The organism is Streptomyces sp. NPDC052052, assembly GCF_040680455.1.
Lineage (GTDB): Bacteria > Actinomycetota > Actinomycetes > Streptomycetales > Streptomycetaceae > Streptomyces.
Genome location: NZ_JBFAWU010000001.1, coordinates 398947 through 412655 on the forward strand (window position 1 = coordinate 398947; position 13709 = coordinate 412655).

Annotated in this window: 13 protein-coding genes and 1 pseudogene; 5 read left to right on the forward strand and 9 right to left on the reverse strand. The window is 70.9% G+C overall.

Going from position 1 to position 13709, the window contains the following annotated elements:
* The first annotated feature begins 47 nt into the window (after window positions 1-47).
* Complete coding sequence (locus AB0L71_RS01740; protein ID WP_365236694.1) at window positions 48-560, forward strand: GNAT family N-acetyltransferase; 513 nt, start codon at window positions 48-50, stop codon at window positions 558-560.
* Between the two features lie 102 nt (window positions 561-662).
* Here AB0L71_RS01740 and AB0L71_RS01745 read toward each other — a convergent pair whose 3' ends face one another.
* The gene (locus tag AB0L71_RS01745) at window positions 663-1040 is read right to left on the reverse strand and encodes a peptidase inhibitor family I36 protein (RefSeq protein WP_365236696.1); all 378 of its coding nucleotides are present in this window, start codon (window positions 1038-1040) and stop codon (window positions 663-665) included.
* 451 nt (window positions 1041-1491) lie between these two features.
* Here AB0L71_RS01745 and AB0L71_RS01750 point away from each other — a divergent pair, with 451 nt between their 5' ends.
* Window positions 1492-2211, forward strand: coding sequence for a DsbA family oxidoreductase (locus AB0L71_RS01750; protein WP_365236697.1), 720 nt, complete (start codon window positions 1492-1494; stop codon window positions 2209-2211).
* 140 nt (window positions 2212-2351) lie between these two features.
* Here AB0L71_RS01750 and AB0L71_RS01755 read toward each other — a convergent pair whose 3' ends face one another.
* A complete protein-coding gene (locus tag AB0L71_RS01755) occupies window positions 2352-2957 on the reverse strand; it encodes a TetR/AcrR family transcriptional regulator (protein ID WP_365236699.1) in 606 nt (201 codons plus the stop codon).
* Window positions 2958-3104: 147 nt separating this feature from the next.
* On the opposite strand from AB0L71_RS01755, the gene AB0L71_RS01760 reads away from it, so the two are divergent.
* A complete protein-coding gene (locus AB0L71_RS01760; protein WP_365236701.1) occupies window positions 3105-3944 on the forward strand; it encodes an SDR family oxidoreductase in 840 nt (279 codons plus the stop codon).
* Between the two features lie 47 nt (window positions 3945-3991).
* On the opposite strand, the gene AB0L71_RS01765 is transcribed toward AB0L71_RS01760, so the two are convergent.
* From AB0L71_RS01765 to AB0L71_RS01790, 6 genes are all read right to left on the reverse strand, one after another.
* Window positions 3992-5017 carry a VOC family protein gene (locus tag AB0L71_RS01765; RefSeq protein WP_365236703.1) on the reverse strand — a complete coding sequence of 342 codons (1026 nt, stop codon included), beginning with the start codon at window positions 5015-5017 and terminating at the stop codon, window positions 3992-3994.
* 90 nt (window positions 5018-5107) lie between these two features.
* Window positions 5108-6001 (reverse strand): ectoine hydroxylase, encoded by an 894-nt coding sequence (thpD, locus tag AB0L71_RS01770; protein ID WP_365236705.1) that lies wholly within the window; start codon window positions 5999-6001, stop codon window positions 5108-5110.
* A 3-nt stretch (window positions 6002-6004) separates the two neighbouring features.
* Entirely contained in the window at window positions 6005-6403 is a 399-nt protein-coding gene (locus tag AB0L71_RS01775) for an ectoine synthase (RefSeq protein WP_365236707.1), read from the reverse strand.
* A 78-nt stretch (window positions 6404-6481) separates the two neighbouring features.
* Window positions 6482-7750: a diaminobutyrate--2-oxoglutarate transaminase gene (ectB, locus tag AB0L71_RS01780; protein WP_365236709.1), complete on the reverse strand. Its 1269-nt coding sequence runs from the start codon at window positions 7748-7750 to the stop codon at window positions 6482-6484.
* A gap of 94 nt (window positions 7751-7844) precedes the next feature.
* Window positions 7845-8375, reverse strand: coding sequence for a diaminobutyrate acetyltransferase (gene ectA / locus AB0L71_RS01785; RefSeq protein ID WP_365236711.1), 531 nt, complete (start codon window positions 8373-8375; stop codon window positions 7845-7847).
* Window positions 8376-8702: 327 nt separating this feature from the next.
* Window positions 8703-9809 (reverse strand): aminotransferase class V-fold PLP-dependent enzyme, encoded by a 1107-nt coding sequence (locus tag AB0L71_RS01790; protein ID WP_365236712.1) that lies wholly within the window; start codon window positions 9807-9809, stop codon window positions 8703-8705.
* Between the two features lie 132 nt (window positions 9810-9941).
* Between AB0L71_RS01790 and AB0L71_RS01795 the strand changes: the two genes are divergently transcribed.
* A complete protein-coding gene (locus AB0L71_RS01795; RefSeq protein WP_365236794.1) occupies window positions 9942-11018 on the forward strand; it encodes an amidohydrolase family protein in 1077 nt (358 codons plus the stop codon).
* 335 nt (window positions 11019-11353) lie between these two features.
* Window positions 11354-12502, forward strand: coding sequence for an SCO1860 family LAETG-anchored protein (locus tag AB0L71_RS01800; protein ID WP_365236714.1), 1149 nt, complete (start codon window positions 11354-11356; stop codon window positions 12500-12502).
* A gap of 135 nt (window positions 12503-12637) precedes the next feature.
* Here the strand turns inward: AB0L71_RS01800 and cobC are convergent.
* Window positions 12638-13678, reverse strand: a pseudogene (gene cobC / locus AB0L71_RS01805) (Rv2231c family pyridoxal phosphate-dependent protein CobC); the annotation flags it as partial.
* Window positions 13679-13709: the final 31 nt, after the last annotated feature.

The window sequence follows — 13709 nt, forward strand, 5'->3', positions numbered from 1 at the left end:
GCGCCGCCCGCGGCAACCGCGGGCGGCCCGACGGCGTCACTCTCCCTGTGATCAGAACTGCCACGCCCGAAGATCTCGACGCCGTCGTCCAGCTGCACACGGAGGCCCGCGCCACCTACTACCGGGGGCATCTCCCGGAGGAGGAGTACGCAGGTGCCGCCGAGGTCGGCCGCAGCAGGGAAGGCTGGTCCCGTGCGATCCGCCGCGAGGACGCCACCGTGCTCTGTGCCGAGCGCGACGGTGCGCTCGCCGGCATCGCGGCCTACTCCGTGCGCGACGGAGTCATGAACCTCACCCAACTGCACGTCGCCCCCTCCCACTGGCGTACCGGAATCGGCACCGCGCTCCACACCGCCTGCGTCGACGCCTGGCGGCGGAACGGAATCGGGGGCGCCCGTCTGGAAGTGTTCCTGCACAACGCCCGCGCCCAGGCCTTCTACGCCGACCGGGGCTGGACACCCGACCCCGACCACCCCCGCATCGACGACCACCTGGTGCTGCGCCTCACGGCGGGGGACGAGACATGCACGTCGGGGCGGACCGGCATCGCCTGCCCGTGAACCGACGGGTCCATGACGCCGGCCACCTGCTGCCCGCATGCCGAAGACCGGGCCAGTGCGAACTGAAGCCCGGTCACGGCGGATCGTTGGGGAGCCTGGTCGTCAGCAGCCACTGCCGACGCGCAGGGAGGTCATCTTGTCGTTGAAGTGCGAGGCGACCGCTGCTTCGGACCCGCCCGGCGCGACGGAGGACATGCAGCCGGTGTAGTTGGAGTGTTCGTAGACGGCGATCGTCTTGCCGGTGCGGTTCCAGTACGAGGTCATGCGGTCGTTCATGTAGTCGCCGACGTTGGGGTTGGACGCGGTGTAGTGCCGGAAGTCGCCCCGATAACTGGACTGTTCCCAGACGCAGAACGAACCGGACGGACACTGGTCGGAGTCGGCCGCTGCCGAAGGTCCGGTCAGGGCCGCGGCTGCGGCAGCGACCGTCACGACGGTGACGGCCCACAGACGCGGGGTGACGCGGTGGGGTCGGGACATGGTTCCTCCTTGTGGGGATGCCTGCGTTCGGTTCCACAGGTTCGAAAACAAGGTAGGAGATTCGTTATGTAAGTGAACGTTTCTCTTCAAAACCGCCCTTTCTTCATATCTGACGCGTCCCTGGAAGCGGGCGCGACATGGCGCTCTCGGGTGCCACCGGCGGAGGTGGGGCCGCGTCGACGGGTGCATCCGAAGGCATGGCAACGACACCGAACGCGTCCTCGACGACCTGGAGTTGAAGGCCGAGCCGGGCTGTGCGGGCTGACGTTACGGTGTGTGACAACCGCCTCGTACCGCGCCTCGCGGTGGGTCGGCCGGGGGACAGCGCGGGTGCGGGGAGGCCGTACGGGGCCGGGGAATGAGGGTGTCCGCTCCCGTGTTGTGACCGGGGCGGAGGGCGGCTCCGCGCTGCCCGGGCCGTACGTACGGAAACACGGAGAGAAGAAGAGACATGCGCGTCGAGATCTGGAGCGACATCGCCTGCCCCTGGTGCTACATCGGGAAGGCCCGCTTCGAGAAGGGCCTGGCGGGGTTCGCCCACCGTGAAGAGGTCGAGGTCGTGCACCGGTCCTTCGAGCTCGACCCCACGCGCGCCAAGGGCGACACCGTGCAGGTGATCGACATGCTGGCGCAGAAGTACGGCCGCACCCGTGACGAGGCGAACGCCATGGAGGCGGGCGTCGCGGCCAACGCGCAGGCCGAGGGGCTGGGCTACCTCGCCGAGGGCCGCGACCACGGGAACACCTTCGACATCCACCGCCTGCTCCATCTGGCCAAGGCCCGGGGCCGCCAGGACGAGCTGCTGGACCTCGCCTACCGGGCGAACTTCGCCGAGGAGCGGTCCGTCTTCGACCACGATGTGCTGGTCGAGCTGGCCGTCGAGGCCGGAATCGACGCCGACGAGGCGCGCACCGTCCTCGCCGACCCGCAGGCGTACGCCGACGAGGTGCGGGCCGACGAGCGCGAGGCATCCGAACTGGGGGCCAACGCGGTGCCGTTCTTCGTGTTCGACCGGCGGTACGGCATCTCCGGCGGGCAGCCTGCCGAGGTCTTCACCCAGGCGCTCGAACAGGCTTGGAAGGACCGGCCGTTGACGATGGTCGGCGAGGAGGCCGGGGCGTGCGACGCCGACGGCACCTGTGAGGTCCCGCAGGCCGGCGCCACGAGCTGATTGCGGGGACCGGTGGCACGGTGCGGGTCGCCGGGGCGGCCCGCACATCCCGACCGCACACCTGAGCAGCGCCTGGCCGCACGACGACCGTCCCCTTCGTCGCGGCCCACACGATTTCGGGCCGGCGCCCCGCGGAGCGGTTACTCGCCCGGTTCCCGGGGGCCCACCGGCGGCGCCGTCAGTCCCGCCAGGACGAAGGCGACGACCGTACGGCTGTCGGGGAAGACCTGGTTCTCGGCGGGGGTCCGTGCCAGCGGACGCCCGTAGACCTCCATCACCAGGCTGAAGGCCAGCGAACACCGCTCGCTGACCTCCTGCGGCGTCAGCTCCGGCAGCGCGCGGCCCAGCCGCACCTCGAAGGGGGCGGGGGTGAACGGCGTCGAGACGTGCGGAAGCTGTCCCGAGGGCAGTGCCGTACGCGCCAGCAGATGCACGAGCACACGGCCGTCCCGCGTCCCGACCAGTTCGGCGAACGGCTCGACGAGCCCCGTCACCAGCTCCTCCGCCACGGCACCTTCGCTGGGTACGCGGTCCCACCAGGACTGCCACACCGGGCTCAGTTCCTGTTCGAGCAGCGCCGAGATCAGGCCCTCACGGGAACCGAAGTGGTAGTGCACCGCTCCCGGGTTCAGCCCGGCCGCCGCGTTGACCGCGCGCAGGGAGACCTGATCGGCCCCCTTCTCCAGGAACAACTGCTTGGCGGCGGCGAGGAGGCGCTGCCGCGTCGGGGTGTCCGCGTGACTCACGGAGCCATTGCATCACAGGTGTCACCTGCCAGGACCCCTGTTCAATCAGTGATTGAATTATGCTCGAAAGAGATGGCGGGACTCCGTGACCCACAAGCACCACCGCGGCCGCCACGGTGACCGAGCACCACACGAAGGAGAATCACCATGGGTACATACGCTGTCACCGGCTCGGCCTCGGGCATGGGCGCAGCCAGCGCCGCCCGGCTGCGTGCCGCCGGACACCGCGTCATCGGAGTGGACCTGCGGGACGCCGACGTCGTCGCCGACCTGGGCTCGGCCGAAGGCAGGGCCCACGCCGTGCGGGAGATCATCCGGCTCGCCGACGGCAAGCTCGACGGTGTCGCGGCGGTGGCGGGCGTCGGACCGCAGATGCGTGACGCCGCAGCCGTCGTCTCGATCAACTACTTCGGCCCGGTGGCGCTCCTGAGCGGGCTGCGCCCGGCGCTGGAGGCCTCGGGTGCGGGCCGCGCCGTGGTGATCAGCTCGAACTCCTCGACCACCGTGCCGATGATCGACGACCGGCTCGTGGACCTGCTGCTCTCCGGTGACGAGGAGGCGGCCCGCGCCCACGCCGGGGCGGCGCAGGCCGGGCTGCCGGCCGAACTGGCCACGGCCAGCCCGAGCATCAGCGCCTACGCCACCTCGAAGTTCGCCCTCTCCCGCTGGGTCCGGGCCACCGCCGTCACCCCGGAGTGGGGGCGCCGCGGCATCACCCTCAACGCGATCGCCCCCGGCGCCGTGATCACCCCGCTGATGACCGGGTCCACGATGAAGGAGGAGGACCTCGACGTGGACGCCTTCCCCACCCCGATGCCGCTCGGTGTCTTCGGCCGCCCCGAGGACATCGCCTTCTGGGTCGAGCAGTTCCTGCGCCCGGAGGCCCGTTTCACGACGGGTGCCCTGCTCACCGTCGACGGCGGTACCGACGCCGCGATGCGGACGGACGCCCAGCCCACGGCCATGCCCCGGCCCACGGCCGGCTGAACGGCGGGCCGCCGCGAAGGCACGACCTCCTTCTTCGGTGAGGGACGCTACTGCTGACCGGAGCCGTCCAGCGGCGCCCCGTGCCACCTCCACGAGGTGAGCCGGGGGCGGCCGGGCAGCTCGGCGCGGCCGGTGGCCCAGAGCAGAACGGTCCACCGGTCGGCGTCCTTCGGGGCGTCCGGGAACAGCCGGGCCAGCACCCGGTCGCAGAGGTCCGCGGGCGGGGCCCAGGGGAGGTCCAGGCCGACGGCGAGGTCCTGTGTGTGCACCAGGGTCTCCACGACGCCCATGGCGGCGAAGCCCTCCGGGTCGGACACCCCGTACGGGTGGTACGAACGGACCTCGGGCGAGGCCGTCCGCACCATCGCCGCGAGCAGTGCGCCGCTCGCCTCCACCGTCCGGAGCAGCCCGGCGGATCCTGCCGTCCGGTCGGCGAAGACCGCGTTCGCCGGGCCGCCCGGATGCTCGGCGCCCCAGCGGTAGGGGACGTACGCGTCCGGCGACGGCTGCCGGGGGCCGAGCTGCGCCGCGTAGGAGAAGAGGTCGTCGCTCAGATGCTCCGCCGTCTCCCAGCAGTTCCACTCCAACGAACCTGCTGGAAGGCGCCAGTTGTCCGCCGGGGCCCCCTGGAGTGCGTCGACCGCGAGGCGGACCGCGGTGGTCACGTCGTCCGCCGTGACCGGCAGCCGGGTGCCGGTCAGCGCGGCCCGTTCCCCGGCGCTGCACTCGACACAGAACTCGTTGCCCTCCGGATCGGCGAGCGTCGCCCAGCCCCGCCCGTTCGGCCTTCGGTGGTCGGCCACCAGGACGGCGCCCAGGCCGAGCAGCCGTTCCACCTCCTCGTCCCGGGTGCGGTCCTGCGGCTGAAGGTCCAGGTGGAGGCGGTTCTTGGTGCTCTTCGGCTCCGGTACGGAGATGAACAGCAACGCGGCACCGGGGGCCTCGACGAGTGCCTCGGGATCGCCGGGGGCGTCGTCGTCCGAGAGCGGGGCATCGAGCACCCGGGACCAGAAACCGGCGAGTTCGTAGGCGTCGGCGCAGTCGATCGTGATGTGGCGTACGCGTGAGGTCATGGGCCCCACTGTCGCCTCTTCGGGTGGCGGGGGCCACCGGGTTTGCGCGGGCGGGGCGGGGGACGCCGCCCCGCCCCGCCCGGCAGCGGATCACCTCACCGGGGTGAAGTCCCGCGCCCCGATGAACTCCGGACGCCGGGCCGGTGCCGCGAACGGCTCCTCGGCGGCGTTCTCCACGCTGTTGAAGACGATGAAGACATTGCTGCGTGGGTACGGGGTGATGTTGTCCCCGGAGCCGTGCATGCAGTTGCAGTCGAACCAGGTCGCCGAACCCGCCCTGCCGGTGAAGAGCTTGATGCCGTGCCGGTCCGCCAGCCTCGTCAGCGCGTCGTCGGACGGGGTGCCGGCATCCTGCATCCGCAGGGACTTCTTGTAGTTGTCCTGCGGCGTCTCGCCGGCACAGCCGAGGAACGACCTGTGTGATCCGGGCATGATCATCAGCCCGCCGTTGGTGTCGTGGTTCTCGGTCAGCGCGATCGACACCGACACGGCCCGCATGTGCGGCAGGCCGTCCTCGGCGTGCCAGGTCTCGAAGTCCGAGTGCCAGTAGAACCCCGAGGCGCCGAAGCCCGGCTTGACGTTGATCCGGGACTGGTGGACGTACACGTCCGAACCGAGGATCTGACGGGCCCGGCCCACCACGCGCTCGTCGCCGACCAAGCGGGCGAAGAGCTCGCTGATCCGGTGGACCTCGAAGACCGACCGCACCTTCTGCCCGTTCGGTTCCACGATCGAGCGTTCGTCGGCCCGCACCGCCGGATCGGCGATCAGCCGTTCCAGCTCGGCGTGGTACTCGGCGACCTCGTCCGGTGTGATCAGCTGGTCCACGGTCAGGAAGCCGTCGTGGTCGAAGGACTGCAGGTCCTTCACGGCAATCGGTCCCGGGGCCCCGGGCCGGCACCAGACGACCGGGTCCTGACGGGGGGTGACCATCTCGGCCGTTTTGCGGGTGGGGTACAGATCGGTGCGTACATCGGTCGTCATGCTTCAGCCCTCCTCGGTCAGCAGGGGATAGACACCGTTCTCGTCGTGCTCCTCCCGTCCGGTGACGGGGGGATTGAAGACGCAGACGCAACGGAAGTCCGTCTTCGGCCGCATGGTGTGGCGCTCATGGCCGTCCAGCAGGTACAGGGTGCCGGGGGTGATCCAGTGCTTCTCGCCGGTCTCGTCATTGGTGAGTTCGGCCTCGCCCTCGACGCACAGCACGGCCTCGATGTGGTTCGCGTACCACATCGACGTCTCGGTACCTGCGTACATCGTGGTCTCGTGCAGGGAGAAGCCCACCTTCTCCTGTGCGAGCACGATGCGCTTGCTCTCCCAGGTTCCGGAGGCGGCCTTCACATGCCGGTCGGTGTTCTCGATGTCGCTGAACGATCGGACGATCACGGTGGTTCGGTGCCTTTCTCTCTGCTGTGGTGCCGGTGATTCGTGTCCGTCCGGGGCGCATGGGCCCCGGACGGTTGGTCAGGCGGTCTCCCGTACGGCGCGGGCCAGCGTCCGCAGTCCCTCGTCCAACTCCTCGGGGGTGACGGTCAGCGGCGGCAGCAGCTTGACGACCTCGCTCCGCGGACCGGAGGTCTCGACCAGGAGGCCCAGCTCGAAGGCGCGGGAGCAGACCGCCGCGGCGCGTGCGGGATCGGTGAAGGCCAGGCCCCAGACCAGGCCGCGGCCCCGGTAGTGCGCACCGAGCCGGGTGTGTTCGTCGCAGATCGCGAGAAGCGCCTGCTCGACCTGCTCGCCCCGGGCCAGGGTCTGCTTCTCCATCTGGCCGTCCGCCCAGTAGGCGTCCAGTGCCGCGGCGGCCGTGACGAACGCCGGGTTGTTGCCGCGGAAGGTGCCGTTGTGCTCGCCCGGCGCCCAGACGTCCAGCTCCGGTTCGAACAGGCAGAGCGACATGGGCAGGCCGTAGCCGCTGATGGACTTGGACAGGGTCACGATGTCCGGCGTGATACCGGCCTCCTCGAAGGAGAAGAACGCTCCCGTGCGCCCGCAGCCCATCTGGATGTCGTCGACGATCAGGAGCATGTCGCGGCGGTGGCACAGGTCGGACAGCGCCCGCAGCCACTCGGGGCGGGCCACATTGATGCCGCCCTCGCCCTGTACCGTCTCGACGATCACGGCGGCGGGCTTGTCGAGGCCCGAGCCCTGGTCCTCCAGCAGCCGCTCGAACCAGAGGAAGTCGGGTACCCGGCCGTCGAGATAGTTGTCGAACGGCATCGGGGTGCCGTGCACCAGCGGGATGCCGGCGCCGGCCCGCTTGAAGGCGTTGCCGGTGACGGCGAGCGAGCCCAGGGACATGCCGTGGAAGGCGTTGGTGAACGAGACGACCGACTCGCGCCCCTTCACCTTGCGGGCCAGCTTCAGCGCCGCCTCGACCGCGTTGGTGCCGGTGGGGCCGGGGAACATCACTTTGTACGGGAGGTCGCGCGGGCGCAGCACGTTGTTCTGGAAGGACTCCAGGAAGGCGCGTTTCGCGGTGGTGGCCATGTCGAGGCCGTGGGTGATGCCGTCGCGCTCGATGTAGTCGATCAGCGCGCGTTTCAGTACCCGGTTGTTGTGGCCGTAGTTGAGTGATCCCGCACCGGCGAAGAAGTCGAGGTAGCTGTGGCCGTCCTCGTCGGTGAGCCGGGATCCCTGCGCACGGTCGAACACGGCGGGCCAACCGCGGCAGTAGCTCCGCACCTCCGACTCCAGGGTCTCGAAGACACTCAGCGCGGGCGGGGTGATGGTCACAGGGAGTCTCCTGCTTGAGGGGTGTGTGACGGGCGATGGTGTGTTCAGGAGCGAAACGGTCCGAGGAGCCCGGACGGGGAGCCGCCCGAGGGACTCAGGCGTGGAACGGGCCGATGCGGTACAGCACTTCGGGCAGATGTGTGCCCTCGGGGAACAGGCCGCCGTCGAAGAGCACTTCGCGCTCCAGGGCGATGTCGTGGCGCCGTGCGTAGGAGGTGAACAGCCGGTCCGAGGCCGTGTTGTCCGGGGTGACGGTCGCCTCGACCGAGGCCAGGCCCTGCGAGGCCGCGACCCGTGAGGTCAGCGCGTCCAGCAGCTTGCCCGCCAGTCCGCTCCCGCGGTGTCCGTGGTCGACGGCGACCTGCCAGACGACGAGCGTGCCGGGGCGGTCCGGGCGGAGGTACCCCGTCACGAAGGCGACGGGTGCACCGCTCTCGTCGCGGGCGACCACGGACGTGGCCGCGAAGTCACGGCACCACAGCAGATAGCTGTACGAGGAGTTGAGGTCCAGGGACTCGGAGTCGCGGGCGATGCGCCAGATCGCGGCCCCGTCATCCACCCGCGGGGTGTCGATCGTGATGAATTCGCTTCGGACACGTACAAACTCTGCTGGTGCGGCGGTCATGCGAATTGAATTTACCCAGCAAATTCTGAAATTGCATCGCCGCGAGATGTTGGGCGGTGTGATCGGTTGTGCTATCGCGCGGGCGCACGCGGGAGTGCGACCGGGCGGAGTTTTCAGCCGTTTTGGGTGTCACTTTTCCGGCATAACGATCTCGGTATGGCGTCGGTCACATGCCTGTAACTCTCGGGTGCGGCAAGGGAATTGCGGGGACTTCCCCTCGATCGGCCAGGGGTGTTTAGGGTCGGGGAAAGCGGGAACAAGAATGCGGGGAGCTGCTCCGAATAAAGCAGCTCCCCGCAGGGCTGAAATAGGGGTACCGGTGCGGAATTATTCGCTCGGCCAGGTTTCCGAAACGGCCTTGCGGGCAGCTTCGAAGTCGACCTGCCGGCCCGTGTCGGCCAGCGCCGATCCCAGGGCCGCGAGCGAGGACTGCACCGCACCCCGCGTCGCGTCCACCCCGTAGTGATTGACCCGGATCATCTCCTTGGACAGTGCACCGCCCCCCGCGATCAGCGGCAGCGACGGGTCCGCCGCGAGCGCCCGCGCGACCAGCTCGGAGGCGTCGACGCCCGCCGGGGTGCGCAGCGTCGTCGCGACCGGCGCCGCGTCCTTCGCCTCGTGCACGTACGGCGACAGGCCGCCGCCGAGCGCCACCGCGCCGGCCCGCGTCGCCGCGGCAGCCGCGGCGTGCCGGGCCATCAGCGGGGCGATGCCCTCCGATTCGATCCGCTCCACGCACGCCTCCAGGGCCAGCATCTCCAGCTGGGCGGGGGCGTGCGGCAGCATCCTGCGACCGCTGTCGATCCAGCGCTCCTTCCAGTCCAGGAGGGAGAGGTACGAGCGGCGCGGAGCCTGCGGGTTGGCGGCGATCCGCTCCCAGGCCCGCTCGCTCACCGACACGGCGGACACACCGGCCGGGCCGCCCATCGCCTTCTGTGCGCCGATCACGCAGAGGTCGATACCCCAGACGTCCGGCAGCAGCGGCTCGGCACCCACCGAGGCGACGGCGTCCAGCATGAACAGCGCCCCGTGCGAACGGACCACCTCGCCGATCTCGGCGACCGGATTGGTGTTGCCGGTGGCCGCCTCGGCGTGGACCAGGGACACGAAGTCGATCTCCGGGTGCTCGGCCAGCGCCCGCGCGACCTGGTCCGCGGTGACCGCCGTGTGGAATGGAACCGCGAGATCGACGACATTGGCGCCGCAGTCCCGCAGCCAGTTCCCGAAGGTCTGCCCGTACGGTCCCGTGACGACGTTCAGCGCGGTCGACCCGGGGCGGGCGCCGCCGCGGATGCAGCCTTCGAGGGGGAGCAGCGCCTCGCCCTGCATGATGACGACGTCCTGCTCGGTGGCGAGAAGGCCGGCCACCCGCTTCTCGATGGCCGCGAAACGCGCGGCGGTGAGCGGGGCGAGGTCGAGGAACGGGTGCGTCACGGTGCTGCTCTCTTCGGATCGGGTCGGTGCGCTGTGGTGGTGCGTACGGACAATGCTTCCTCCGAAGCGTACTCAGGGCGTCGGGCGGCGCCTCGTACAGTGCTGCCCATGAGCGATCACAGGGCACCGCGGGTGCTGCACGTGAAGGGGCGGGTGCTCGTCGGGCCCGAGGAGGTCCGGGATGAGCTCTGGGCCGTCGACGGGCGGATCTCCTACACGAGGCCGCCCGGTGCCGACGAGGCGGTGACCCTCGACGGCTGGGCACTGCCGGGACTGGTCGACGCCCACTGCCATGTCGGACTCGACCATCACGGCGCCGTCGACGCGGCCACCAGCGAGAAGCAGGCCGTCACCGAGCGGGAGGCGGGTGCGCTGCTCCTGCGGGATGCCGGTTCGCCGTCCGACACCCGGTGGATCGACGACCGCGAGGACCTGCCGAAGATCATCAGGGCCGGCCGCCACCTCGCCAGGCCCCGTCGGTACACCCGGAACTACGCCCACGAGATCGAGCCGGACGAACTGGTCGCGTACGTCGCGCAGGAGGCCCGCCGCGGCGACGGCTGGGTGAAGCTGGTCGGCGACTGGATCGACCGCGAGGCGGGCGACCTGACCGCCTGCTGGCCCCGCGAGGCGGCCGCGGCGGCCATCGCCGAGGCGCACCGGCTCGGTGCCCGGGTCACCGCGCACTGTTTCGCCGAGGACTCGCTGCGCGATCTCGTCGAGGCCGGTATCGACTGCATCGAACACGCCACCGGGCTGACCGAGGACACCATTCCGCTCTTCGCCGAGCGCGGTGTGGCGATCGTCCCCACGCTGGTCAACATCGCCACCTTCCCCTCCCTCGCGGCGGGCGGCGACGCCAAGTTCCCCCGTTGGTCCGCCCATATGCGGCGGCTCCACGAGCGGCGCTACGACACCGTGCGCGCGGCGTACGACGCCGGGATCCCGGTCTTCGTCGGCACCGACGCCGGCGGCGTGCTCGCCCACGGCCTGGTGGCCGAGGAGGTCGCCGAGCTGGTGAAGGCGGGCATCCCGGCCCTGGACGCACTGTCGGCGACGACGTGGGGGGCACGGCAGTGGCTGGGGCGGCCGGTGCTGGAGGAGGGCGCACCGGCGGATCTGGTGGTGTACGACGAGGACCCGCGGGCGGACGTGCGGGTGCTCGCGGCGCCGCGCAGGGTGGTGCTGAACGGGCGTCTGATCGGCTGAGGGACGGCTCACCGGACCGCCCGTCCGGCCGGGGCATGCGGGAGTGACCGACAGCTGGCGCATGCCCCGGTCCGTCGTCGAAGCACGCATGCGCACTCCGGCGCAGTCACGGGCAGGGTGGTGACGCGCTCGGCGGATCGGGTGACTCCGGAGAACGAACGTACCGACACAATCGAATAGAGAAGCGGAAACCCCCCTTTGGGGTGAACTCGCTTCAGTTGTCTGCCAGTTCACCCTTCGTGCGTAAAGCTTTCGGAGTCGAGGCCGCCGGTGCCGCGATGTCCCCCATTGGACGGCGCCGGTGGCTCCATGTCTCTTGTGGGGGTTCCACCATTTTGAACAGCAATACCTTCCGCCTGGCCGCGCTGGCGTTAGTCGCCGCTCCCGTCGCCCTGCTGGCCGCTGTCCCGGCGCAGGCAGCCACCGCCACCACCACCGGGACCGCCGGCGGCGGGAAGGCCGGCGCGGCCGTGCTGCGTGCCGCACTCGACGTCTCGCTCCTGAACAAGACGGTCGACGTGCCGCTCAGGGCCACGCTCAACGAGGTGCAGGCACCCGACAGCGCCGACCGGACGGCACTGAGCGTGCGGCTCGACGGGGTGGACGGAGGACGGCCGTTCAGCGTGCTGAGTGCCGATGTGGCCACCGCGAGGGCCACCGTCGGCAAGCACAGGGCCGAGGGGTACAGCAATGTGGCGAAGGCCCGTGTCCATGTGCCCGGACTGCCGCTGCTCTCGCTGATCGAGGTCGAGAAGGTCACCTCCAGGGCGGTCTGCGAGGTGGGCAGGAGGCCGGTCGCCGAGTCGAACGTGCTGGGACACGTGACGATCCTCGGCAAGCGGATCGGCCTCACCGCGGGCGGCACCACGCAGGTGAAGGTGCCCGGCGTCGGAGAGGTGACGCTCGACCTGTCGAAGACGCACACCACCTCGAGCACCGCGGCCGCCGCCGCGCTGCGGCTGAAGGTCTCCGTGAACCCGCTCAAGCTGAACGTCGCCGATGTGCGGGGCGAGGTCACGCTCGCCGAAGCGGTCTGCGAGACGCCGAAGTCGACCGGAGGCGGCGGCAACGGCGGTTCGGGCCACGGCGGTTCGGGCCACGGTGGTTCGGGCCACGGTGGTTCGACCGACGGCGGTTCGGGCAGCAGTGGTGCGGACAGTGGCGGGTCCGGCGATGGCGGTTCGGGCAACAGCGGTTCGGACAACGGCGGTTCGGGCAACGGCGGATCCCACACCGGCGGGTCCGGTGACAGCGGTGGTTCCGGAAGTGCCGGGACGAGTGGCGGCGACGGGGGCAGCACGGACGGCGGCGACGGCGGCGATGTGAAGACCCAGACCGGCACCGACCAGGCCCCGGCCGTCGAATCCGATCTCGCGGAGACCGGCAGCAGCTCCATGACGCCGTATCTCGCGGGCGGCGCGGCCGTGCTGCTGGCGCTCGGCGCCGGGGTGACGGTCGTGGCCCGGCGGCGCGCCCAGGACTGACCGCTCACGGCCCGAGGGGGCAGCCGAGGCCACGGCAGGAGGGGAGCGGGGAGCGGTGTCCGGACGACGGGACGCCGCTCCCCGCGCGTGTGAACCACGCCGATCCGCCGGCATGAGGCGGAAGCGGCCGTCCCGTCAGCGGGGGACCGGGGTCAGCGTCTGGAGTGCCTGGTCCAGTGCCTGCAGAAAGCGGTTGGTGGTCGCACGGTCGCGTACCGCCAGCCGCAGCCACTGCGGGCCGAGTCCCGGAAATGTGTCTCCACGCCGCGCCGCGAACCCCAGGGAACGCAAACGCTCCCGCACCTGGGCGGCCCCTTCCAGTCGTACCAGGACGAACGGCCCCTCGGCCGGCTCCACCACCCGCACCTCGGTGAACTCCCTGAGTCCCGCGACCAGATGGGCCCGGTCCACCGCGATCCGCTGCGCCGCGGCAGCCGCCTCGGCCAGGGCCCGCGGCTCCACGCACGCCTCGGCCGCCGCCAGCGCCGGGGACGACACCGGCCACAGCGGCTGCGCCTCCTCCAGCACCCGGACCGTCTCCGGAGCGGCGAGCACATAACCGATCCGCAGCCCCGCCAGACCCCAGGTCTTGGTGAGGCTGCGCAGCACGACCAGCCCCGGGACGTCCGTCCGTCCGCACAGTGCCTCACGCTCGCCCGGCACCGCGTCCATGAACGCCTCGTCGACCACCAGCGTCCGCCCGGGACGTGCCAGTTTCTCCACCACGGCCGCCGGATGCAGGACCGACGTGGGGTTGGTCGGGTTCCCGATCACCACCAGGTCAGCGTCCTCGGGCACGGCCGCCGGATCCAGCCGGAAACCGTCCTCGGCCCGCAGCAGCACCCGGCGCACCTCGTGCCCCGCCGCCCGCAGCGCCGCCTCGGGCTCGGTGAACTGCGGATGGACCACGACCGGACGGCGGGCCGGCAGCGCCCGTGCGATCAGCACGAAGGCCTCCGCCGCGCCCGCCGTCAGCAGGACACGCTCCACCGGCAGACCGTGTCGGGCCGCGACCGCGGCCCGTGCCGGACGACCGTCCGGGTAGGCGGCGAGCATGCCCAGCGACGCGGCTATCCGCTCCCGCAGCCAGGCCGGTGGCGTATCGGCCCGGACGTTGACGGCGAGATCGGTCAGATCCCGGCCCCGTACTTCCGCGTCGCCGTGGTGACGCAGATCGTGCGTGCCCGGGGCTATCGCGCCGGGGCTT